21 protein-coding genes are annotated in these 22,530 nt (G+C 71.6%); 10 read left to right on the top strand and 11 right to left on the bottom strand.

Annotation, left to right across the window (positions count from 1 at the left end):
• Positions 1-47: 47 nt before the first annotated feature.
• Entirely contained in the window at positions 48-1,382 is a 1,335-nt protein-coding gene (locus tag OG485_RS26710; RefSeq protein ID WP_328671064.1) for a DUF6716 putative glycosyltransferase, read from the bottom strand.
• Positions 1,383-1,580: 198 nt separating this feature from the next.
• Here OG485_RS26710 and OG485_RS26705 point away from each other — a divergent pair, with 198 nt between their 5' ends.
• From OG485_RS26705 to OG485_RS26685, 5 genes are all read left to right on the top strand, one after another.
• Positions 1,581-2,561, top strand: coding sequence for a glycosyltransferase family 2 protein (locus tag OG485_RS26705; RefSeq protein WP_328671063.1), 981 nt, complete (start codon positions 1,581-1,583; stop codon positions 2,559-2,561).
• Complete coding sequence (locus tag OG485_RS26700) at positions 2,558-3,892, top strand: polysialyltransferase family glycosyltransferase (protein WP_328671062.1); 1,335 nt, start codon at positions 2,558-2,560, stop codon at positions 3,890-3,892. The genes OG485_RS26705 and OG485_RS26700 overlap by 4 nt, the downstream gene beginning before the upstream one ends.
• 242 nt (positions 3,893-4,134) lie before the next feature.
• On the top strand, positions 4,135-5,298 hold the full coding sequence (locus OG485_RS26695; protein WP_328671061.1) for an acyltransferase family protein: 1,164 nt from the start codon (positions 4,135-4,137) through the stop codon (positions 5,296-5,298).
• 371 nt (positions 5,299-5,669) lie between these two features.
• Positions 5,670-6,146 carry a hypothetical protein gene (locus OG485_RS26690; protein WP_328671060.1) on the top strand — a complete coding sequence of 159 codons (477 nt, stop codon included), beginning with the start codon at positions 5,670-5,672 and terminating at the stop codon, positions 6,144-6,146.
• An 81-nt stretch (positions 6,147-6,227) separates the two neighbouring features.
• A complete protein-coding gene (locus OG485_RS26685; protein ID WP_328671059.1) occupies positions 6,228-7,172 on the top strand; it encodes a class I SAM-dependent methyltransferase in 945 nt (314 codons plus the stop codon).
• A 7-nt stretch (positions 7,173-7,179) separates the two neighbouring features.
• Here OG485_RS26685 and OG485_RS26680 read toward each other — a convergent pair whose 3' ends face one another.
• Positions 7,180-7,839, bottom strand: a complete 660-nt coding sequence (locus OG485_RS26680; protein ID WP_328671058.1) for a TetR/AcrR family transcriptional regulator C-terminal domain-containing protein — start codon at positions 7,837-7,839, stop codon at positions 7,180-7,182.
• Between the two features lie 74 nt (positions 7,840-7,913).
• On the opposite strand from OG485_RS26680, the gene OG485_RS26675 reads away from it, so the two are divergent.
• Positions 7,914-9,350: an FAD-dependent oxidoreductase gene (locus tag OG485_RS26675; RefSeq protein ID WP_443048943.1), complete on the top strand. Its 1,437-nt coding sequence runs from the start codon at positions 7,914-7,916 to the stop codon at positions 9,348-9,350.
• On the opposite strand, the gene leuE is transcribed toward OG485_RS26675, so the two are convergent.
• Positions 9,347-9,997 (bottom strand): leucine efflux protein LeuE, encoded by a 651-nt coding sequence (leuE, locus tag OG485_RS26670; RefSeq protein ID WP_328671056.1) that lies wholly within the window; start codon positions 9,995-9,997, stop codon positions 9,347-9,349. The genes OG485_RS26675 and leuE overlap by 4 nt on opposite strands.
• Positions 9,998-10,063: 66 nt before the next feature.
• Positions 10,064-11,644, bottom strand: a complete 1,581-nt coding sequence (locus tag OG485_RS26665) for an acyl-CoA mutase large subunit family protein (protein WP_328671055.1) — start codon at positions 11,642-11,644, stop codon at positions 10,064-10,066.
• Between the two features lie 286 nt (positions 11,645-11,930).
• Here OG485_RS26665 and OG485_RS26660 point away from each other — a divergent pair, with 286 nt between their 5' ends.
• Positions 11,931-12,812, top strand: coding sequence for a L,D-transpeptidase family protein (locus OG485_RS26660; protein ID WP_328671054.1), 882 nt, complete (start codon positions 11,931-11,933; stop codon positions 12,810-12,812).
• Positions 12,813-13,185: 373 nt separating this feature from the next.
• Here OG485_RS26660 and OG485_RS26655 read toward each other — a convergent pair whose 3' ends face one another.
• The 7 genes from OG485_RS26655 to OG485_RS26625 all read right to left on the bottom strand — a co-directional run bounded on the left by OG485_RS26655 (position 13,186) and on the right by OG485_RS26625 (position 20,485).
• The gene (locus OG485_RS26655; protein ID WP_328671053.1) at positions 13,186-14,283 is read right to left on the bottom strand and encodes a hypothetical protein; all 1,098 of its coding nucleotides are present in this window, start codon (positions 14,281-14,283) and stop codon (positions 13,186-13,188) included.
• Positions 14,283-14,945: an RNA polymerase sigma factor gene (locus OG485_RS26650; protein ID WP_328671052.1), complete on the bottom strand. Its 663-nt coding sequence runs from the start codon at positions 14,943-14,945 to the stop codon at positions 14,283-14,285. Before OG485_RS26650 ends, OG485_RS26655 begins: the two co-directional genes overlap by 1 nt.
• 548 nt (positions 14,946-15,493) lie before the next feature.
• Positions 15,494-16,291, bottom strand: coding sequence for a hypothetical protein (locus OG485_RS26645; protein ID WP_328671051.1), 798 nt, complete (start codon positions 16,289-16,291; stop codon positions 15,494-15,496).
• A gap of 291 nt (positions 16,292-16,582) precedes the next feature.
• Positions 16,583-17,200 (bottom strand): RNA polymerase sigma factor, encoded by a 618-nt coding sequence (locus OG485_RS26640; RefSeq protein ID WP_328671050.1) that lies wholly within the window; start codon positions 17,198-17,200, stop codon positions 16,583-16,585.
• A gap of 196 nt (positions 17,201-17,396) precedes the next feature.
• Positions 17,397-17,777, bottom strand: a complete 381-nt coding sequence (locus tag OG485_RS26635; RefSeq protein ID WP_328671049.1) for a hypothetical protein — start codon at positions 17,775-17,777, stop codon at positions 17,397-17,399.
• Between the two features lie 210 nt (positions 17,778-17,987).
• Positions 17,988-18,560, bottom strand: a complete 573-nt coding sequence (locus OG485_RS26630; RefSeq protein WP_328671048.1) for a hypothetical protein — start codon at positions 18,558-18,560, stop codon at positions 17,988-17,990.
• A 290-nt stretch (positions 18,561-18,850) separates the two neighbouring features.
• Complete coding sequence (locus OG485_RS26625; protein WP_443048765.1) at positions 18,851-20,485, bottom strand: beta-N-acetylhexosaminidase; 1,635 nt, start codon at positions 20,483-20,485, stop codon at positions 18,851-18,853.
• A gap of 396 nt (positions 20,486-20,881) precedes the next feature.
• On the opposite strand from OG485_RS26625, the gene OG485_RS26620 reads away from it, so the two are divergent.
• From OG485_RS26620 to OG485_RS26610, 3 genes are all read left to right on the top strand, one after another.
• Positions 20,882-21,481, top strand: coding sequence for a 2-oxo-4-hydroxy-4-carboxy-5-ureidoimidazoline decarboxylase (locus tag OG485_RS26620; RefSeq protein WP_328674663.1), 600 nt, complete (start codon positions 20,882-20,884; stop codon positions 21,479-21,481).
• Positions 21,482-21,629: 148 nt separating this feature from the next.
• A complete protein-coding gene (gene sdhC, locus OG485_RS26615) occupies positions 21,630-22,010 on the top strand; it encodes a succinate dehydrogenase, cytochrome b556 subunit (RefSeq protein WP_078943667.1) in 381 nt (126 codons plus the stop codon).
• A gap of 5 nt (positions 22,011-22,015) precedes the next feature.
• On the top strand, positions 22,016-22,507 hold the full coding sequence (locus OG485_RS26610) for a succinate dehydrogenase hydrophobic membrane anchor subunit (RefSeq protein ID WP_328671047.1): 492 nt from the start codon (positions 22,016-22,018) through the stop codon (positions 22,505-22,507).
• Positions 22,508-22,530: the final 23 nt, after the last annotated feature.

Genomic DNA, 22,530 nt, shown 5'->3' with positions numbered 1-22,530 from the left:
AGAGGCATGGGGGGCGGAGGGCCGCGGGCTGCCCGCTGTCGGGGCGCTCACAGTTCACCCATCCGCCGGATCACCGGTGCCACGCGCTGGACGCCGTGGCGGTAGGCGCCGCGGGCGGCCCGGCGCACGAACTGCCGTACGGGGCTGGGTTCCCGGTCCGCCGCCGGGGCGCCGGGCAGCGGGCTGCCGTCCGGGCCGAGATGGTGGCGGGCGAGGATGCCGGGCAGATAGCCGGGCGCGGTGACGGGGGTGTAGTAGGGCGCGAGCGGCGGCAGCTCGTCCGCCGCCAGCAGCTCGGTGATGCGCAGTCGCGCCGCGTCGAAGGCCGTCTCGTACGATCCGTCGGCGGCGACGCCCTGCCGGGCCACCCACTCCGGGTCGGACACCGGCCGGTGCCCCGCGTCGAGCTGGTCCCAGGAGGCGAGGCAGCCCGAGCCGACGAAGTGGTGGTTGCCGAGCGCCTCGCGCACACCGAGGTCGCTGAGGACGACGGTGGGGATGCGCCGGTGCAGGGACTCCAGGGCGGCGGTGGAGCTGATGGTGACGAGCAGGTCGGTGCGGTCGAGGACCTCACCCATGTGCCCGTACACCAGCCGGAAGTTGGCCGGCGGATCCGCCTTCTGCACCAGTTTCTGGTACGGCAGTTCCTCGATGTGCGTGGTGTGTTCGCCCGGCTTGGAGCGCAGCTTGAGCAGGACCTCGCGGTCCGGGTGCAGCCGCGCGTGGCCGATGAGCCGGTCCAGCAGGTACGTACGGTCCTTGCGGCTCTCCGGCACGGAGGGCTGGGCGGCGAAGACGACCGTGTAGGGCCGCCCCGGCTGCGCGGACGGGTCGTGCTCCGCGTACGCGGCCCCGCCGAGGAAGGGCAGCGCGACCTCGGTCACCGACCCGGCGTCCGCTCCGACCCCCTCGTACACGGCCCGGAAGCGGTCCGCGTCCTGGCGGGAGTTGGCGAGGACGAGGTCCGCGCCGTGCCGCAGGAGCAGCCCGTCGGCGAGCTTCTCGTAGACGACGCCGACGTAGCCGGTGACGACCAGGGGCCGCTTCGCCCGTCCTTCCCAGGCGCGGGACAGGCCGTGCAGGACCGCCTGGACGGCACCGCCGACCAGGGCGAGGACGACCACGTCGTAGACGTCGTCCTCCTTGCCCAGCTCGCGCAGGAACTCGAGGGCGGTGACCTCGCGGAGGGAGTCCGCTCGGACGCCGACCTCTTCGAGCTGGCGGGCGGTCGGGGTGGCACGGCCGCGCAGAAGGAATCCGTCGAGGCGGATGTCCGATCCTGCGGGGGAGATGCGGTTCGCGGTGAGCGAGCCCCACTTCCACCGGGTGTCGGAATCCGCGAGGACGGCCACTCGCAGCGACTTCGAGGTACTTGCTGGCACGTCCTAGACGCTAGGAAGCCATTTCGAGGAGCGGCCCAACCTGAACACAACAAACGGTTAACAGCGCGTCGACGAATGGGGAATCAGCCAGGGATCGGCTGAGAAAACGACGTGGTTCACGGTACCGCCACGCGTCGTTCACCTTGCATCTCACCAACGGTAAAGACGAATGCCGGGCCGCCCCCTAACGTCACAGGGGTGGTCAAGCTCTCCGTCATCGTGCCGTTCTACAACGTGCAGCAATACGCGCCCGACACCCTGAAGAGCCTGCGTGCCAACGCACGGCAGGATTTCGAATTCATTCTCGTCGACGACTGCTCGCGCGACGAGACACCGGACATCCTCGCGCGCGCCGAGCGCGAGCTCCCGGGTGCGGTGTATGTCAGACACGAGAAGAACGGAGGACTGGCCACCGCCCGCAACACCGGGATCGACACAGCGCGTGGCGAGTACCTCACGTTCCTCGACGGGGACGACTGGCTCGCCCCCGGTTACTACGAACAACTCGTCTCCTCCATCGAGGACCTGGGCTGCGACTTCGTCCGTACGGACCATGTCCAGTGCACAGCGCGGGCCCGCAGCGTCCACCGTGTTCCGCACGGCCGCCGCGGAGTCGTCCTGAACCCTCGCGACGCCATCCTCCCCTCCGACCGCTCCACCTCCGTCGACTACGCCTACGCCTGGGCGGGCATCTACCACCGCCGGCTGGTCGACCGGGGCCTGCTCCACTTCACCGACGGGCTGCGCACGGCCGAGGACCGGCCGTGGATCTGGAAGCTGCACCGGGAGGCGGAATCCTTCGCCACGGTGGGCCTGCTCGGCGTGTTCTACCGGCGTGGCGTCGCCTCCTCCCTCACCCAGATCGGGGATGTGCGCCAACTCGATTTCATTCGCGCGTTCGACCAGGTCGTGGCGGAAACAGCCGAGGACCGGGACGCGGAAAAGCTCCTGCCCAAGGCCGTGCGCACCTATTGCGCGATTATTTCCCACCACCTGGGATCCATCGAAAGGTTCGAGCCGGCAGTGGCACGGAAACTGAAGTCCATGAGTGCCGTCGCACTGCGCCGAATGCCCCAGGCCGTGCTCGACGAGGCCCTCGACTCGATGGACGTCCAGCGCGCCACCCGGCTGCGCCGGCTGCGCCGACGGCCCGCGCCCGCCGCGGGGGTGGCCGCGTGACCACCCAGATCTTCATGGCGTCCACGCTGTACGGCACGGCCACGCTCGCCGCGGCCCTCGACACCGACAGCTTCGGGCCCGCCGACCGGCGCATCCTCCTCGTCTCCAACAACGCGGCGACGCCGGAGACGACGTCCGCGGTGGACGAGATGCCCGGCTTCGAGCGGCTGCGCGGCCGCTTCGACGACGTCATCTCGTGGAACGAGACCATCTCCCCCTTCCACCCGGGCGGCTGGGCTCCGCGTCCGGACGACGTCCCCCTGTGGGAGCGGCATCTGCGGCTCGCCTGGAACCTCGGCGACGACGACATCGAACTGGCCGTGGAGTCGATCCAGGTCAACCCGGCGCTCGGCATCTCCCAGATCTTCATGGGCGCGCCCGTCACGGTGTACGCCGACGGTCTGATGAGCTACGGCCCCACCCGCAACAAGATCGACCCGCTGGTCGGCACCCGGGTGAGCCGCCTGCTCCATCTGGACCTGGTCCCCGGTCTGAAGCCGCTGCTGCTCACCGAGTTCGGCGTCGAACCGCAGATCGTGCCCACGGACGCGTTCGTGAAGGTGCTCGCCGAACTCGTCGACACCGGTGACGAACTGCCGTCGGTCGACGAGCCGGCCCTGCTGCTCGGCCAGTACCTCTCCGCTCTGGAGATCCTCACCGCCGAGGAGGAGGAGGAACTCCACGTACGCATGCTGAAGGGGGCCCTCGCGCTCGGTCACACCCGCGTGGTGTTCAAGCCGCACCCTTCGGCCCCGGCGCGCTGGTCGCGGCTGCTGGAGAAGGAGGCCGAGAGGCTGGGCGCGGACCTCACCGTCCTCGACACCCCGGTCCTCGCGGAGGTGCTCTACCAGCGGATGCGTCCCGCGCTGGTCGTCGGCTGCTTCTCCACGGCGCTGCTCACGGCGTCCGCGCTGTACGGCCTGCCGGTCGCCCGCGTCGGAACCGGCCCGCTGCTGGACCGGCTCACCCCGTACGAGAACAGCAACCGCGTCCCGGTGACCATCGTCGACGCGCTGCTGCCCGAGCTGACGGACAGCACGGCGGTCACCGAGCAGCGCCCCGGCATGGGCGTGGAGGACCTGACGCGGCTTCTGAGAGCCGTCGGCTTCGCGATGCAGCCGAAGATCTACCCGGAGCTGCGTCCGGCTGCCGAGAGCTATCTGACGAACCAGCTCACCCAGGACACCTGGCGCTACTTCAAGCGCAAGCGCCTGACGTCGCTGGCCCTGCCCGGCGCGGTCCCGGCCCAGCTCGCCTTCATCCCGCGCAACGCGACCGTGCGCCGGGTCGCCCGGAGGGCGCGCTCGCTGAGGCGGGCGGTGGGCCGCTAGGGCCGCTTCCCACGCGGGACACAGGGGCGGGGCCCGGTCGAACACGACCGGGCCCCGCCCCGTTTTCGGGCCTTCACGGACGAGGGCGATTTGTCACGATTCGGAAGAGTCCTCAACGCGGGAGCATCACAGAGATGAACTCCCGTGGACGAGACGACGAACCGGCCTCGCCAGGCCGTAAGAATCCCCGACTATCGGACTAACGTGCTGTGGGCCAGCTGAGTCCCATTGAGGGGAACCTTGTGATCGACACGCCCGAGGAGGCCCGCGGGACGTTGAACGGCACCGTGGTCCGTACCGTCCTGCCACCTGCCGAGACGCCCACCGCGCCCAAGCCCTCGGCGCCCCGGGAGAACCGGCTGCGCGCCCTCGACGGGCTCCGGCTCGTCGCGGCCCTGATGGTCGCGGGGTACCACTACGGCGGCCGGGACGGCGAGGTGGTCCAGGCCTGGGGCACTTCGCCCAGGCATCAGTTCCCCACGCTGCACCATCTGTTCGCCTACGGCTGCCTGGGTGTGCAGGTCTTCTTCGTGATCAGCGGGTTCGTCATCTGCATGAGCGGCTGGGGCCGGCCGCTGCGCTCCTTCTTCGCGTCCCGCGCCTCGCGGCTGCTGCCCGCGTACTGGGCCGCGATCATCATCGTGACGGCCGTGTTCGCCCTGCCCGTGGTCGCGTACAAGACGGTCTCCCCGAGCGACGCGCTGGTCAACCTCACCATGCTCCAGCAGCCGCTGGGCGTCGACCGGGTGCTCGGCGTGTGCTGGACCCTGTGGGCCGAGGTCCGCTTCTACGCCCTCTTCGCGCTGTGCATCGTGCTGCCGGGGGCGAACCGGCAGCGCGTGATCCTGTTCTGCGCCGGCTGGACCCTGGCCGCGGCCATCGCGCAGGGCGTGAACGAGCCACTGCTCAACATGGTCCTGATGCCGGAGTACGCCCCGTACTTCATCGGCGGCGTCGGCCTCTACCTCGTCCACCGCGACCGGCGTGACGCGTACGCCTGGGGCATCGTCGGCGTGAGCTGGCTGATCGGCCAGCACTACGCGGTCCAGCGCCTGTGGCACGCCCCGAACCCGGAGTTCTTCTCCAACCGCTCGTCCTACGCCATCATCCTCGTCGTCACCTTCGGCTACGTCGCCGTCGCCGCGATCGCACTGGGCTGGCTGCGCTGGGCGAACTGGCGCTGGCTGACGGTCGCCGGTGCGCTGACGTACCCGTTCTACCTGGTCCACGAACATCTCGGCTGGGTCGCCATCAAGGCCTACCACCGGACCCTGCACCTCCCGTCGTACGCCACGTTCCTGGCCACGATCGCCACGATGCTGCTGCTCGCCTGGCTGCTCAACCGCTTCGTGGAGAACCGGCTCACCCCGAAGCTCCGCACGGCGCTGGCCAAGCCGCGCCCGTAGCCGGCCGCCCGTAGCCGGCCTTCCGGCGGCCGCCGACGCACCCGTGACAGCCGGACGTCCGGCGCCCGTCCCTGGCTGAAAACCACCCGCACTCCGAACGCAGCCGCCCCCGGTCACCCATGACCGGGGGCGGCCGTCATCTCCACGGCCGCGGAGAGGAGATCCGGTGGAGACGGACGAGGAACTGCTCACCGGCTCGGTACGGGATCCAGCGGCGTTCGAGCCTCTGGTCACCCGGCACTCGGGCGCGCTGCACGGCTTTCCCGCGCGCCGGGCGCCGGGCGCCGCGGACGCCCTGCTGTCGGAGACCTGGCTCCAGGCCTTCCGCAACCGTGCCGCCTACGACCCCGGCCGCTCTCAAGGAGCGCCTCGTGGGCGGCGATCCGCGGCCGGCGGTGTGGGCCGCCCTCTTCAACGGCATCGACGCCCTGCCGTCCCGCGCGCCGTCCAGCCCCGAGCTGCGCGCCGCCCTGTACGAGGTGCTCGCCGGGATTCCGGGCATCCGGCTCCGCGGCCCGGCCAAGGACGCCGCGGGACGGACCGGAACGGCCGTCGAACTGGACGGCGACGACCGGCGCGGCCGTCTCGTCATCGCCCCCGGAGCGCGTCTGACGGCCACCGGTGGTCCGGGGCGAGACGGATGCCGTCCCTCCTCCGACTTCCTCCGACGCGCTGCCGGGAGGAGGGACGACATGCGCCCGTACCGATCTCCGCTCAACCTGAACCTGAACCTGAACCTGTACGAGCCTCCGCACGGCCCGGACCCGGGCCGGTCTCCGCTCAATCTGGAATTGGCCCGCAGTTCATTCGGGCCCTGGTTTACCCAGGGCCCCTCGGGCAGACGCTGAACAGTTCACGACTGAACAACAGGCACCTCACCGACCGGGGTCGCCTTTCCGCCCGTCAGTGCAAGGGAGCGATCTCTCCTCATGACTGCCGCACAGGACACGAAACGACCACCCCGCCGACTCGACGACGTCCCCGGGTGGTTTCCCGTTCTCGATCAGATGCTGTTCACGTGGTTCCTGGAACGGCAGAAGGCTGCCGGCATCCGGGGCGACCTCCTTGAAGTCGGCGTGTACATGGGCAAGAGCGCGATCCTGCTCGGGCACCACCGGCAGCCCGGAGAGGGATACACCGTGTGCGACCTCTTCGAAGGCGACGCGCCCGACGGCGCCAACCGGGCGGAGTCGACGAAGTCGTACAGCGCGCTCACCCAGCGGGCCTTCGAGGAGAACTACCTCTCCTTCCACGACGAGCTGCCCCGCGTCCTGCCGGGCCCCAGCTCGCGGGTGCCGGACGAAGTCGAGCCCCGCTCCTGCCGGTTCGTCCACATCGACGCCTCGCACCTGTACGAGCACGTGTACGGGGACATCGGCGCCGCCCACGACCTCCTGCGGCCCGACGGCGTCGTCGTCCTGGACGACTTCCGCTCGGAGCACACGCCGGGCGTCTCCATAGCCACGTGGGAGGCCGTACTCAACCGGGGGCTGCGCCCCATATGTCTGAGCACCCAGAAGCTCTACGGGACCTGGGGCGACTCCTCGGCCGTCCAGGAGGAACTGCTGAGCATGGCGCGCGGGCGGGAGGACTGCCACCTGAGCGTCCAGCGGGCCGCAGGACACCCGATCGTCCGTCTCAAGAGCAAGAACATGGAGGCGCCGCCTTTCCCGTTCTCGCGGCACCACACCGGGGAGGCCGACGGCGACGGGACGGGCACCGGGAGGGCGTCGGTGTCCCGGCATCCGGTCCCATGGCGCCGCCGCACCAAGCGGATCGCCGCCGACCTGCTGCCGCCGGTCCTCACCCGCGCGATCCGCGGCGCCCGCGCCTCCCGGCGGGCGGCGGACCGGCCGCCGGGCGGATCGCGGTGACGCCGGCTCAGCCGATTCCGTAGCGGGCCTCGATGCCCGCGACGATCAGGCCGAGCCCTTCCTCGAAGTGCCGCTCGTAGCCCTCGAAGATCTCCGCGCCCGCCGCGGCCGACAGGGGGAAGTCGGCCATGCGGCGGGCTCGTTCGTCCATGTCGTACCCTTCGCGGCGCTCGCCCGGCAGCGGCTGGACGCCCTGCTCCTCGGTGACGAAGCCGATCGTGTACGCGTAGGCGGTGGACGTCGCGCGGACCGCCTGGGTGAGGGTGAATCCCGCCCGGGTGAAGAGCGTCAGGGTCCGCTCCATCTCGACGGCGTGCAGAGTGCCCGTGAAGCGTGAACCGCTGAAGACCTTGGCGCCGTCGCGGTAGCTCAGCAGGGCGGCGCGCAGTCCGCGGTTGGCGGCGAGCAGCCGCTCCCGCCAGCCGTCGCCCTCCGCCGCTCCGGGGGCGTCGACCATCCGCCGGTACATCTCCGTGGCCATCTCGTCGAGCAGTTCCTGCTTGTTCTTGAAATGCCAGTAGAGCGCCGGCGCCTGGACGTTCAGCTCCTTGGCGATGGCCCGCAGGGTCAGGCCGTCGAGGCCGGTCTCGTTGAGCAGCCGCAGGGCGGTCTCGACGACCTGCTTCTTGTCCAGCCTGGGGGACCGCTGGGGTCTCTGGGTAACCACACTTGACAGTTTAACGCCGTTAAGGGCATGCTCGCGGCATGGAACTTAACAGCGTTAAGGAGATGGCTGTGGACGTGAACACGGATGTGGACGTACTCGTCGTCGGCGCCGGCCCCACCGGTCTCGCCCTCGGCGCCGATCTCGCCCGGCGCGGAGTCGACGCGCTCGTCGTCGAGCGGGCCGACGGGCTGTTCCCCGGCTCCCGGGGCAAGGGGATCCAGCCGCGCACGATGGAGGTCTTCGACGACCTCGGCGTCCTCGACGCGATCCACGCGGCGGGCGGCGGCTACCCGGTCGGGATGATCTGGCAGGACGGTGAGCGCGTGGGCGAGCACCAGATGTTCGACCCGGCCGAGCCGAGCGACGACTCGCCGTACAACGCGCCGTGGATGGTGCCGCAGTGGCGTACGCAGGAGATCCTCTTCGCGCGGCTTCAGGAGCTCGGGGGCCAGGTCGACTTCGGCCGTGAGGTCATCACGGCCGCCCAGGACGAGAACGGCGTGACCGTGGGGTTCGCCTCCGGCGCGCCGGTCCGCGCGCGGTACGTCGTCGCCGCCGACGGTGGCCGCTCAGCCGTACGGCGCGCGCTCGGGATCGCCATGGCCGGAGAGGCCGTCGACCCGCACCCGACGCTCGTCGCGGACGTACGGATCACCGGGCTGGACCGCGACAACTGGCATGTCTTCCCGCCGCGTGAGGACACCGGCGGCTTCCTGGCGATCTGCCCGCTCGCCGGTACGGAGGACTTCCAGGTCGTGGCGCAGTTCCCGGAGGGCACGGACGTCGACCTGTCCCCCGACGGCGTCCGCAAGACCGTCGCCTCACGGTCCCATCTCTCGCCCGAGGCCGTGACCGAGGTGCGCTGGGCCTCGGACTTCCGGCCGCGCGCGGCGCTGGCGGAGCGTTTCCGTGCCGGGCGGGTCCTCCTCGCCGGAGACGCGGCGCACATCCACTCACCGGCCGGCGGGCAGGGGCTCAACACCAGTGTCCAGGACGCCTACAACCTGGGCTGGAAGCTCGGCGCGGTCCTGCGCGGCGAGGCTCCCGCGTCCCTCCTCGACACCTACGAGGAGGAGCGGCTCCCCGTCGCCGCCGACATGCTCGGCCTGTCCACCCGGATCCACCGCGGCGAGGCCCGCCGCGGCGGCGCGACCCGGCAGCTCGGGCTCGGCTACCGCGGCTCCTCCCTCGCGGTGGAGACCCGCACGGGACTGTCGGACGAGGACCTTCGGGCGGGCGACCGCGCCCCCGACGCGGCCGTGGACGGCGTACGCCTCTTCGACGTGTTCCGGGGACCGCACTGGACCCTGCTGACGGTCGGCCCGGTCGCGGAGACACCGGTGCTCCCCGGCGCCCGCACCGCCCGGATCGGATCGCACGAGCGGTACGGGACCGGGGTCTTCCTCGTCCGCCCCGACGGGTACGTGGGCTGGGCGGGCACCGACGCACGGGGCCTGGAGGAGTACGCGGCCCGGGTGGGGCTGAGCGCCGGCTGCGCGGTCCCCGGCTAGGCGCTGGCGAGCGTGAGCTTGACCGCGAAGCCGAGGAAGAGGGCGCCTGCGGCCGTCGTGGCGCCCGCGGAGAGGCGCTTGCGCCGGCGGAAGGCGGCCGCGAGGCGCGTACCGCTGAATATCAGCGCGGTCAGGTAGAGGACACTCGCGAGCTGTGCGAAGGCGCCGAGCACGACGAACGACAGGGCCGGGTAGGCATAGCCGGGGTCGACGAACTGGACGAAGAAAGCGACGAAAAACAGGATCGCCTTCGGGTTGAACAGGCTGATCACCAGCGCCCGCCGGAACGGCCGCTCCCCCGCCACCGCCTCGGTCTCCGCGCTCTCGGCGACCGGCTCCCGCCGGGCCTGCCACATCGCCCGCGCGGCGCGCAGCATCCCGACCGCCAGCCAGGTCAGATATCCCGCACCGGCGTACTTCACGATGCTGAACAGCACCGCGTTCGCCTGGAGCAGCGACGCCACACCGGCCGCGGACAGGGTCATCAGCACGGTGTCCCCGCACCACACACCCGCGGCGGCGGTATATCCCGTACGGACGCCCTTGCGGGCGGCGACGGACAGCACGTACAGCGAGTTCGGTCCCGGCAGGAGGACGATCAGGACAAGACCCGCGAGATAGGTGGGGAGATCGATGACACCAAGCATGAGAGCGAGTGTCGCACGCGGCTACGACAACGGGCAGAGGCGTCTCGCCGGTCAGTCACCGTCGAGTCAGAAGGCATCCGACGGTACGTACGTGCCCCAGATCTCGCGCAGGGCGTTGCAGACCTCGCCGACCGTCGCGCGGGCGCGCAGGGCGTCCTTCATCGGGTACAGGACGTTGTCCGTGCCCTCGGCGGCCTTCTTCAGGGCGGCGAGGGCGGTGTCGACGGCCTCCTGGTCGCGCTCGGCGCGGAGCCGGGCGAGGCGTTCGGCCTGCTGTGCCTCGATGGCCGGGTCGACGCGCAGCGGTTCGTACGGCTCCTCCGCGTCGAGCTGGAAGCGGTTGACGCCGACCACCACGCGCTCGCCGGAGTCGGTCTCCTGGGCGACCCGGTAGGCGGAGCGCTCGATCTCGCCCTTCTGGAAGCCGTGTTCGATGGCCCCGACCGCGCCGCCCAGGTCCTCGACCCGCGTCATGAGACCGACGGCCGCCGCCTCGACGTCGTCGGTCATGCTCTCGATGACGTACGAGCCGGCGAAGGGATCGACCGTCGCCGTCACGTCCGTCTCGTAGGCCAGCACCTGCTGGGTGCGCAGGGCCAGCCGCGCGGACTTGTCGGTGGGCAGCGCGATGGCCTCGTCGAAGGAGTTGGTGTGCAGCGACTGGGTGCCGCCGAGGACCGCGGCGAGGCCCTGGACCGCGACCCGGACGAGGTTCACCTCGGGCTGCTGCGCGGTGAGCTGGACACCCGCCGTCTGGGTGTGGAAGCGCAGCATCAGCGACTTGGGGTTCTTCGCGCCGAACTCGTCGCGCATCACCCGGGCCCAGATGCGCCTGGCCGCACGGAACTTGGCGACCTCCTCCAGGATCGTCGTACGGGCGACGAAGAAGAAGGAGAGGCGGGGGGCGAAGTCGTCGACGTCCATGCCGGCGGCGACGGCCGTACGGACGTACTCGATGCCGTCGGCGAGCGTGAACGCGATCTCCTGTGCGGGAGAGGCCCCCGCCTCGGCCATGTGGTAGCCGGAGATCGAGATCGTGTTCCACTTCGGGATCTCGGCCCCGCAGTACTTGAAGATGTCCGCGATCAGCCGCAGGGAGGGCTTGGGCGGGAAGATGTACGTGCCGCGGGCGATGTACTCCTTGAGGACGTCGTTCTGGACCGTCCCCGTCAACTGGTCTGCGGAGACGCCCTGTTCCTCGCCGACGAGCTGGTACATGAGCAGCAGCAGCGCGGCGGGCGCGTTGATCGTCATCGAGGTGGAGACCTTGTCCAGCGGGATCCCGGCGAACAGGACACGCATGTCGTCGACCGAGTCGATGGCCACACCGACCTTGCCGACCTCGCCGTGCGCGAGCGGGGCGTCGGAGTCGTGGCCCATCTGGGTGGGCAGGTCGAAGGCGACCGACAGGCCCGCGGTGCCGTGGGCGATGAGCTGCCGGTAGCGGGCGTTGGACTCCACGGCCGTGCCGAATCCAGCGTACTGGCGCATGGTCCACGGGCGGCCCGTGTACATCGAGGGGTACACGCCGCGGGTGAAGGGGTACGCGCCCGGCGCGCCCAGCTTCTCGGCCGGGTCCCAGCCGTCCAGGGTCTCGGGGCCGTAGACCGGTTCGATGGGCAGTCCGGACTCGGATTCGCGCGCCATTGCTGTGCCTCCCGTGAAGCGGCCCGATGACAGGAATTCGGCCTCGGCGACGGACTTTAGCGGCCGGGGCGCACCCGGTGGAGGGACCCGCGCCGGGACGTGGCCCACGGACTCGTCCGCGAGCTCGTTTCCCGCCGCTCTTCCGCCGTGCGGCGGCTCGTTCCGTGGTTCTCTTCCAACATGCCGCCCAGTTCGCAACCGGTCACCCGCGGGGAGCATCTCAGGTGACACGACGGCGGGACGGGGGCCTGATGTGCACGACAGGACGGGTGGAACAGGGGTACGGATGCGTACGACCGGCTTGAAGAGATCACTGGCCGCGCTCGCGGCGTTCGCCGTGGTGAGCGGCTGCACGGCGCACGCGGTGGACGCGGAAGGGAAGAAGCCGCCGGTGAGGATCGCCGGTTCGGCCGGCTCGCCTCCCGGCGCGAGGGGGAAGGACGACGGCAGGCCCGCCTCCCCCTCGAAGGGCGAGGACGGCACGTCCGGCTCCACGGGTGCGGGGAAGGACCAGGACCGGCCCGCCGCCGAGCCCGCCAAGGTCCTCTGGTCCCGGGGCGACCGGGGCGACGACATCCGCAGGGCGCAGGCCCGGCTGCACCAGGTCGCCTGGCTGATCACCCCGCCGACGGGGACGTACGACGCCCGGACGGTCGCGGCCGTGAAGGGGTTCCAGGGCAAGCGGGGGCTGCCGCGCACCGGTGATCTGGACGCCGTGACCTGGCAGCGGCTGCGGAGGATGACGCACGAACCGGCCGCCTGGGAGCTGTTTCCGTACGGCGGGCAGCCGGCCGCGAAGCCCGACCCGCGCTGCATGAAGGGCCGTGTGCTGTGCGTCAGCAAGACGAGCCGCACCCTGCGCTGGATGATCGACGGCAGGACGGTCTCGGAGATGGACGTCCGGTTCGGTTCGCAGTACACGCCCACCCGCGAAGGGGTGTTCAGCGTCTCCTTCAAGTCGCGCCACCATGTGTCGACGATCTACCACACGTCGATGCCGTACGCGATGTTCTTCAGCGGTGGCCAAGCGGTGCACTATTCCTCGGACTTCGCGGCCCGGGGCTACTACGGCGCCTCGCACGGCTGCGTCAACGTGCGGGACGAGGGCAAGGTGGCGGCGCTGTTCGCGCAGGTCCGCACGGGCGACAAGGTCGTCGTCTACTGGTGACGGGCCTTGCGCGAGGGGAGAGAGAGTGGGGCGCGGGCGGGACCGGGGGAACGTGTCCCGCCCGCGCCAGTTGCACAGAGCCATGGGTACGGGGGGAACCCCGGCTCCGTGCTACGGCCGATGACCAGTCGGCTCATCACGTACTGCGTCGCGGCGGCCGAAAACGTCACACCCAGCCAATAAAATTTTCAACGAAACACGAAAGTGCAGGTCAGATAGGTGTCGGGGCGCGTCGGGCCGGACGGCTGACAGCCTGACGGGGCATCCGCCAAGGAGCTGACGGCGCGGCAGCGTGTCGGCGACAGGACTGACGGCACGACAGCGTGTCGGCCGGGAAGCCCGTCGCCCGATCAGTGCCCGCGGAAACGGCCGCTCACGAAGACGTGCCGGCCGACGGGCCGGGCGTCGTCCTCGGCGTCGCGCTCGGCAGCGGGGGCCGCGTCGGAGCGGCCGGCAGGAGCGGAGTCAGTCCCGGACGCCGTACGGACGGGGCGCTGACACCGTTGTCCCGGGGATGGTTGCCGCCCGGCCCTATGTGATGGCCGTCGTCGTCACCGCCACCCGAGTCCCCCTGATCGCCCTGATCGCCCTGGCCGGAGTCGTGCCCCGACCCCTGCTCGCCGCCGTCGTCCGAACCGTCGCCGCCGGTGCCTCCGCCCGATCCGCGGCCGAGGACGCCCGCGCAGTACAGCCTCACCCGGGCGCCGCCGCCCGCCACATGCTCCAGGACGCGTCTGCGGTCCGCGTCGAGGTCCTTGCCGTCGAGGACGTCACGGCAGTACGAACGCGTGCGGGACCACCACTCGCGGGTGCGGTCGGCGCTCCCGGTGTCGTCGGGACGTGGCAGACCACTCGCGTAGTCGGTTCCCGCGGACGAGGAGGCGTCCTCGGACGGTGTGCCCGACGGACCGTCAGGCACCGGCACCACGGCACCGTTTCCGCCGGAGACTCCGGGTGACGGCGAAGGAGAGGCCGAGACGAGCGGACGGTCCGGGGTCCGTACGGCCGTGACCGTCGCGGCCGGGCCCGGGTGTTCACGGGTGAACGGGGTCGGCAGCACTCCGGTTCCGGCCGCGACGGCGACCCCGCCGAGCATCCCGACGGCCAGCACCGCGGCGAGCCCGAACCGGGTGGGCCGTCCCCAGCGCGTCCGGCGTCCGTGCGCGGCGGGTCGTCCGATCCGTACGAGACCGGCGTCCGCGGCGTGCGCGCCGGGGCGCGCGCGGCGGTGGCCGAGCTGCGCGGCGGCACTGTCGCCGTCCGCGCGCGCCTTGCGGAACGCGGCCAACGCGGCGGCCTCGCCCGGAAGTTCGTCGCTGGTCGGCTCGGGTTCGACGGCAAGTGCGCCAAGGGCCGCGACGAGGCGGTCCACCTGGTCACGCGTGCCGGGGTCGACGGCTTTCGGCGGCTCCCCGTTCAGCAGACGCTCCGCGGCGTCCCGGTCCAGCCACCTGTACTGCTCGTCGGCCATCACATGTCCTTCTGCGCCCGCGAACGCGTATGCGTCACACCGGCGGACGTCACCGCACGGGTGCGGGAACCTCGTTGCGGGGGAACGGCGTCGAGCGCGCCGACGGATTCCGGATCGGTGCCGAGCAGCTCCGCGAGCCGTTTCAGACCCCGGTGCGCGGCCGTCCGAACGGCTCCGGGGCGCTTGCCGAGGGTCTCGGCGGCCGACTTGGCGTCGAGGCCGACCACGACACGCAGGACGACGGCCTCCGCCTGGTCCTGCGGGAGCTGGGCGATGAGCGAGAGGGTGCTGCCGGTGGACAGCGCCTCCATGGCCTCGGTCGCGGTGTCGGAGTCGGCCGCCTTGCCGGTCAGTTCGGTCTCGTCGCCGCCTATCGCGGGCCGGCGCCCGCGCATCCGTATGTGGTCCAGCGCGCGGTTGCGGGCGATCCTCGCCGCCCAGCCGCGGAAGCGGTCCGCGTCCCCGCTGAAGCGGTCCAGGTCACGGGCGATCTGGAGCCAGGCCTCGGACGTGACGTCCTCCGCGTCCGACTCACCGACCAGCGTTCGAACGTATCCGAGCAGGCGTGGGTGCACAGCTCGGTACACAGTCCGGAACGCGGTCTCGTCCCCGTCCTGTGCGGCAAGTACCGCGGCGGTCAGCTCCGCGTCGTCCCCCAGCACCCCCGCGCCCCTCTTTGCGCCTCGACCGGTGCCGCTCTCGCGGACCGGGTTCTCGCCGTCGTGCGTTCCTCGATGGACGGTTGTGGTCTCAGGTCCGCGTGGTCGTGGTCTGCCGCCCCACGCGGTTCTGGTCCCAGGCCCCACGTGGTCGTGGTTCCCGAGACCGCACAGTCGTGGTCCCAGGCCCCTCGTGGTTGCGGTCGTCCTCTTCCCCCGCACCGGCGCGAAAGGCACGTTACGGCCTGAAACAGCTCCCCGTCCATGTTCGTACAACGTGCAACTACGCGGTGACCGTGCGAGGTGTGACACAAAACGCAGTCACGGCGCTGTAGAGAGTACGGGTCGCCGCGCGGCCCGTGCCGCGCGACGGTCGGGGCCTCTCCTGTGGGGGGTGGCGGCCCCGGCCGTTGCCATCGGCGGAGACGCCTGCCGCCACCCGGCGGACACGCCCGTCGCCCTCGCGGCCGCCCCGCCCCCGCCGAAGCCGCTGCGCCCGGCCCGGTGGCCTTCCGGCCCCGCCCGCCCCGCCTGTCGCGGCCGCTCCGCTCCTACCGCCCGCTCCTGGTCTTCGCCGGCTTCGGCGTCGCGGCCAGGCTCCGCGAAGCCGGCGTCCCGTCCGTCTTCCCGGACTTCCCGGACGTCCCCGCGCCCTTCGCGCTCCCCGCCCCCCGCGCATCCTTCGTCCCGGCGCGCGCGGCCAGTTGTCCGGCGCAGAACGCCTCGACCCTGTCCTCGCCGCCGGCGGCCGCGACAAGCCGCTGCCAGGCGCGAGCGTCCAGAGCGTCGCCCCGGCCCTTCACCGACGCGTACGCACGGCAGTGGGCCTCCGTGTCCTGGGCCCACGGCGGACGGCTCACGGAGCCTCCCGGGTCGACGGCACCGGGAGCACCGGAACCGACCGGCGCCGCGACCTCCGGGAACCCGTCGGGGGCGCCGGCGGAGGGACGGGCCACGGCCCGGTCCCGCTGCCCGGCGTCGTGGGAGACCGGTCCGATGGCCGCGACGGCGACGCCGCCCAGCGTCAGACCGGCCAGCAGTACGGCGAACACGGCTCGCAGCGAACGGCTCGGCCGCCCCTGCTCCTCGGGGCGCCAGTCGTCCCGCCGCCGGGTGCGCGCGGTGTGCTCGCCGCCGTCCCGCGCGGCGCGGAAGGCGGCCACGGCCTGCGTCTGCGCCGCCGTGTCGACCGCCGGGCCGCGGACCGCCGCGGCGAGGAGCCCCTCCAGTGAGGCCGGTCCGCCGCCGGGGTCCGCCGGAGGAGCGACACGAGGTCCGAAGGCCGCGCCGTCGCCGACGTGCCGTTCACCCATGCCCGGTTGCGCGTCCGGTTCCCTGTGCGGTTCCACGTCCGGTTCCCTCTCCCACTGCCGCTGCGCCCTGCAACTCCTCGCCGTACCAGGACTCCGCTCCGCGCTCCGCGCCGTACAACGCCCGCGCTCCGCACGACGTCCCGCGTCCGCGGGACGACACCCCGTCCGGCGCCCCGGCCGCGGACCGCGGCCCGACGCCGTGCGGCAGCCGTCCTCCGCGCGAGGGCCGTCCGCCGTGCACCATCCGTACACCGGTCGACTTCCTTCCGCCGTACGCCAACACGGTTCCGGACGACGGCGCGGTGCCGGCCGTTCCGGATGTCCTGCTCATCCCGACTCCCCCAGCGTCCGGGGCTCGTCATCCGTCACACCCTCGACGCCGAGTTGGCGCGCGAGCCGCTTCAGGCCCCGGTGGGCGGAGGTGCGCACCGCGCCGGGGCGCTTGCCGAGCACCCGCGCCGCGGCCGGCCCGTCGAGGCCGACGACCACCCTCAGGAGCACGGCCTCGGCCTGGTCGCGGGGCAGCCCCGCGAGCAGTTCGAGGGCGTACTCGGTGGACAGGCTCTCCAGCGCCTCGTCCTGTGTGCTGTGCCTGCCCGGCAGGTCCATCGCGTCCTGTTCGAGGGCGGTTCCCCGCGGCCGTACCCGCAGCCGCCGCAGATGGTCCAGCGCCCGGTGCCGGGCGATGGTCGCGGTCCAGCCGCGGAACCCCGCGCCGTCTCCCCGGAAACGTCCCAGGTCCCGGGCTATCTCCAGCCAGGCGTCGGACGCCACGTCCTCGGCGTCGTCGCCGACGATGCCGCGCAGGTAGCCCAGCAGTCCGGGCTGCACGATCCGGTACGCGGCCGCGAAAGCGACCTCGTCCCCCTCCTGCGCCCGCGCCACGGCCACGCCCAGTTCCGCGTCGTAAGGCTGCGCGCGGCGGGGTTGCCCTCCCTGGCCCAACACTGTCCTCGTTCGCACCGAGTTCGCCCGAATGTGCCTGCCGGCGCGGCCGTCCGCGCCGACACCCTCATGGTCATCAGCGTCGGGCCCCACGGAAATGTCACAGGGCGTCAGACACTCCGCCCGGACCGGCCGGGCCACCGGCGGGGGACGCCGCGGGCCGTCACCGCCCGGCCGACGGGACCCCGGGCACCCCTCAGCGGGTGGCCTCGCGGCACAGCAGGCGCAGGGAGCCGTCGCCCGCGTAGCAGCGGCGGGCCTCTTCGATCGGGTCCCACAGCCGTCCGTCGGGCGTACGGAGCCAGTGCTCGCCGCCGGTCTCCCACCACTCGGCACCGCCGTGACGGGCGACCACCTCACCGGCGTACGCCCCGAATCCGCGCAGCACGCTCTCGACGGCGGCATACGGGGCGCCGTCCCGGCGTATCTCGTCGATCACGCGGTCCACGCGCCACAGGCTCTGTGCCGAGTAGTCGAGGCGCAGCCGGGCGCCCTCGCGCATGACCGCGACCGTGTCGGCCGCCCAGCGAACGGGCTTGGTCGCAGCCGGGGGCCGCGTTGCTTGAGTTGCGTTCACACCCGATAGAGCGCGACGGCGGCCGGATTCGTCACGCGTTCGGGCGGGGGTTCGCGACACCGGCCCAGGACCGCCATCTCCACCCCGGAACGATCACACAAACCCCTCAGGAACAAGGTTTGGGGTGCGTCGGAGCCATACCGCCTCCGGCGCACCCTCGCGCGTTCGCCCCGGGACCAGGCCGTCCGCGTGCCCTGCGCGAGGCCGGGACTAGGCCCGTCCGCGTGCCCGGCGCGAGACCACCGCCCGCAGGACGCGCCGCCCCTCCGTCGACGCGTCCAGCGCGAACCTCAGTCCGCCCTTGCCGTGCTCGGCGAGCAGTTCCAGGACGGAGACCTGGCGGCGCAGTTCGGCGGCGACGAGTGGGGACATGCCCTCGGTGCGCCCCTCTCGGCGTGCCGTCACGCACGCCTCGGCGTCGTCGGCGTGGTCGAGGAACCGGTGCACCTGGAGCGCCGCGACCGAACAGGCGTCGGACCAGGCCCGCAGCTCGTCCTCGGAGGGCTTCGCGGGGACCGATTCGAGCATCCCGCGGGCGAGCTCGGCGGCGTGGTCCTCGTCGGTCACGGCCGGCTCGGGGTCCTCCGTGTCCAGCTTGGCGCGCGCCTCCTCCAGGCGCGCTCCCCACTCGGCCCAGGTGTCCGCCTCCGCCAGGCTGGCCCACAGGGGCCGCAGGACGTCGTCGTCACCGCCGAGCAGCGGTACACACCGATCCAAACAAGCCAGACCACTGGCTGCCAGACCTCGCTCGTCGGCCCGAGCGATCAGTTCCACCAGACTCATCGCGACTCCCTCGAAATGCCTCGACAGGGCGCCCTTGCCTTACGGAGCCCGCACTTCCCCTTACTGCGTGCAACGGACCAGGAGTGTCACAGTGCGATCCCACCCTGCCGGTCGAGGAGTCGAATGAACAGGTTTTCGGCCAAACGCTCGCACCGGAACCGGTACACATTCTGCGCGCGTCAGCCGTCGGCCGCGACCGGGTCCGCCTGCGCCTTACGGTCCTGCATCCGGGTCGGCTCGAGCACGACGACACCCCGCGACCGGTCCCGTTCCCGTCGAATCGGGGCCGCTCAGCCCAGTTGGTCCGCCAGTGCCTTGAACTGGGTCCAGGACAGGGACGGCGTACGGGGGTCCCACAGTTTCTGGGTCAGGGCGCGCAGCGGCATGCGGATGCCCGCCGCGACCTGGTCCTGGGTCTGGGAGTTCGCGAGGTCGCACCAGACGGCGAAGGAGCCGCCGAGGATCTGGGGGTCGTACTTCGCGGGGACCGGGGTGGTTCCGCGCAGGACGAGGGGGGTCCACTGCTCGTAGATGCGCTGCCCGGTCGGGTAGACGAAGGTCTGTGGTTCGCCGAGGACGTAGTACAGGTACTCGTCGTTGTAGTTGATGACCTTGCGGCCCGTGCTCAGGTACTCCACCGGCTGCCGGGCCCCGATCTCCTTGCCGGTCCAGTACGCCACCCGGAGACTGCCGTCGGCCTGGACGGTGCCCCCGCGGAAGAAGCCGTCGTTCCAGGCCCGTGCCGTCCGGCCGTGACCGTGGACCACCTTGGCGCGGTCGTTCAGCCAGCCGGTCGTGAGGTCGGTGACGCCCGCGCCCGCCCCGTACTTGCTCCTCGCCGCGGTGACCAGCTGCGGGAAGGACGCCGCCGGGTTCGCCACCGTCAGGGCCTGGTACTCGTCGCCGCCGAGGTGCCAGTCGGTGCCGGGGAAGAGACCCGCGTACTCGTCGAGCAGGTCGTCGACGATCTGCGCCGCGGCGGGCTTGGAGATGTCGACGGCGCCGCGGACGGGAACGCCGGACACATTGCGGAGCTGGAGATCGGGGTGCGCCGCGATGACCGCGCCGAGGTGGCCCGGCGAGTCGATCTCGGGCACGACGGTGATGTGCCTGCTCTTCGCGAGGGCGACGATCCGGCGCACCTCCGCCTTCGTCAGATGCTGCCGCGACACGATCTCGGGGTGTGTGTCGGACTGGATACGGAAGCCCTGGTCGTCGGAGAAGTGCAGGCCGAGCTGGTTGTACTTCAGGTCCCCGAGCTCGCGCACCCGGTCCTCGATCCAGGCCGCCGTGAAGTGCTTGCGCGCGATGTCGAGCATGAACCCGCGGACCGGCTTCGCGGGCCGGTCGCGCACGACGCCCTCCGGGGCCGTACCGCCGCCGTGCACCTCCTGTTCGAGCGTGCGCGTGCCGTAGAAGACACCGGCCTCGGCGGGGCCGGTGACGGTGACCCGGCCGTTCCTGACGGTGAGGGTGTACGACTCCGGGCCCGCGTTCCCCTTGTCGAGGCCGAGCTGCACGTCGCCGGCCCTGGCGGCGGTCCGCCCCGCGTACGTCAGCTTGAGCTCGCCGGCGAGCAGCTTGCCCTCGTCGGCGAGGTTGTCGTCGTTCACGACCACCCGGGCACCGGAGGCCGGGCGCCAGCCGGGACCGTGGGCCGCGGTGTGCTCACGTACGGCGGGAATGGTGCGAGGCGCCTTGGAGAGGGGGTAGCTCCGGGTCGGCGAGGGGCTGGCGACGGACACGGCCCCCGACCGGTCACCGGACGGCACCTTCGCTCCGGCCGGCCCCCCGCCTCCGTCGGGCCAGACCGCCACGGCCACCGCGACGACCCCGGCGACCGCCAGACCGCTCGCGACGAGTTTGGCCCGCCCGTCCCGTCCTGCCCGCCGCCGCCGCGGCGCGCGCCGCCTGCCACCACTCACTCCGCCACCCTCGTCTCACCGCGCCCGCTTCGCGGCGCTCACATCACAACGCCCGCTTCGCGGCGCCCACTCCACGGCCCGTCGCCGGGCCGTACCCCCATCAGGTGTACTCCCCCTGCGAGGTGTCCACCTCTTCCACCCCTTCGGAACACCTCACCGGACCGGCTCCCCGCTCCCACCGCAAACTCTGCCCCGACCGTCACCGCGACCGTCCACCGCACGCTCCGAAACTCTCCCGTGCGGGTGAAAATCCGGGCATCCGTCGGACAGGTCCGGACACACCTCGATAGCGTGAGCAGCACAGCTTTCACTTACGCCCCTGCCGAAACACACGTATCGCACGCACGTCACGCTCACCGGACGTCGCGCGTCCCACCCCCACGCCGAGGACCCACGCTGACGTCGCACCGTCTCCCACGCCTCCCCGGCCAGGTCGCCCTCCCCGAGCAGAAGAGCGCGGTTCCGTCCCCGGTCCGCCTCGACGGGTTCAACTCCGCACCCGCCGGAGAGGTCACCCGCGCCCTGCTCACCTGCTGCCGCAGCCTGCGCTGGGTCCACCGTCTGGCCGACCACCGCCCCTACCCGGACCTCGGCGCGCTGCTGGCCGCGGCCGACGAGGCGGCGTACGACCTGACCCCCGCCGACCTGGCCGAAGCCCTGGCCGGCGAATCACTCACACCGCTCCCGGACGGCGCGTACTCCGCCGCCCACACCGCGCTGAGCGCCGCGCACGCCGCATACGAGAGCAGATTCGGACATGTGTTCGTCATCTGTCTGGACGAATTCACTCCGGGGGAGGCCCTCGACCAGGTGCTCGTCGGAATCCGGTCGCGCCTGGCGAACGACCCCGAGGAGGAGCGGGTCGTCACCGCCGACGAGCTGCGCAGACTGGCCCGCGGCCGGCTGACCCGACTCGTCCGCCAGTTCGCCAGTTCGCCCACCAGCCACGAATCGCCGATATCCGGCGCCCGGAATAGCCCGAACGTGCCTGATTGATTGCCAGTTTGATCACATTGATAGGGCCGCTGTAAGCGTTCCGACAACACGTCGCTACGATGGCCGGGGCCGGTGGACCGTACCCGGCCGGGCCCGACCGACAGAGAAGCCGGCGCGGCCCCAATCCCCGCTCCCGGAGGGTTCTTCCGTGCCGGCTGGAACGCTGTACCGCGGCCGGGAAGGAATGTGGTCCTGGGTGGCTCATCGAGTCACCGGCGTCCTCATCTTCTTCTTCCTGTTCGTACACGTGCTGGACACCGCTCTCGTCCGTGTCTCCCCCGAGGACTACGACAAGGTCGTAGCCACGTACAAGACGCCGATCGTCGCGCTGCTGGAGTACGGCCTCGTGGCCGCCATTCTCTTCCACGCGCTCAACGGCCTGCGTGTCATCGCCGTCGACTTCTGGTCCAAGGGCCCGCGCTATCAGAAGCAGATGCTCTGGTCCGTCGTCGGTATCTGGGTCGTGCTGATGTTCGGGGCGCTTTACCCCGTCCTCGGTCACGCATTCCGCGAAGTATTCGGGAGCTGACGCAGATGTCCACTACTGACACCGCCGCTTCCGGCATCGGCCCCGTGGAGGGCGCCGGAGACTACTCGGCCTACAGCGTCGACAACCCGGCCCCGTTCATCGAGGCGCCGCGCAAGCGCACCAAGAAGACCCCGAAGTCGACCCGCGGCAACTTCGAGATGTACGGCTGGCTCTTCATGCGCCTGTCCGGCATCGTCCTGGTCGTCCTGGTCCTCGGCCACCTGCTGATCCAGCTCGTCCTCGACGGCGGCGTCTCCAAGATCGGCTTCGCCTTCGTGGCGGGCCGCTGGGCGAGCCCGTGGTGGCAGGCCTGGGACCTCGCGATGCTGTGGCTCGCCATGCTGCACGGCTCCAACGGCCTGCGTACCGTCATCAACGACTACGCGGAACGCGCGGGCACGCGCCTGTGGCTGAAGGGCCTGCTGTACACCGCCACGGTGTTCACGATTCTGCTGGGCACGCTGGTGATCTTCACCTTCGACCCGAACATCCGCTAGGCACGGGGCTGAGGCAACCACTC

Source organism: Streptomyces sp. NBC_00328 (assembly GCF_036139655.1).
Lineage (GTDB): Bacteria > Actinomycetota > Actinomycetes > Streptomycetales > Streptomycetaceae > Streptomyces.
Note: the sequence above shows the minus strand (reverse complement) of the source record. Positions and strands in the feature narration are given on the sequence as shown.

Bases quoted from the DNA above. Each gene is read 5' to 3' on its own strand.
- OG485_RS26665 (WP_328671055.1), bottom strand. From the start codon at position 11,644: ATGGCGCGCGAATCCGAGTCCGGACTGCCCATCGAACCGGTCTACGGC.
- OG485_RS26630 (WP_328671048.1), bottom strand. From the start codon at position 18,560: ATGAGTCTGGTGGAACTGATCGCTCGGGCCGACGAGCGAGGTCTGGCA.
- OG485_RS26660 (WP_328671054.1), top strand. From the start codon at position 11,931: ATGCGTACGACCGGCTTGAAGAGATCACTGGCCGCGCTCGCGGCGTTC.
- leuE (WP_328671056.1), bottom strand. From the start codon at position 9,997: ATGCTTGGTGTCATCGATCTCCCCACCTATCTCGCGGGTCTTGTCCTG.
- OG485_RS26685 (WP_328671059.1), top strand. From the start codon at position 6,228: ATGACTGCCGCACAGGACACGAAACGACCACCCCGCCGACTCGACGAC.
- OG485_RS26655 (WP_328671053.1), bottom strand. From the start codon at position 14,283: ATGGCCGACGAGCAGTACAGGTGGCTGGACCGGGACGCCGCGGAGCGT.
- OG485_RS26610 (WP_328671047.1), top strand. From the start codon at position 22,016: ATGTCCACTACTGACACCGCCGCTTCCGGCATCGGCCCCGTGGAGGGC.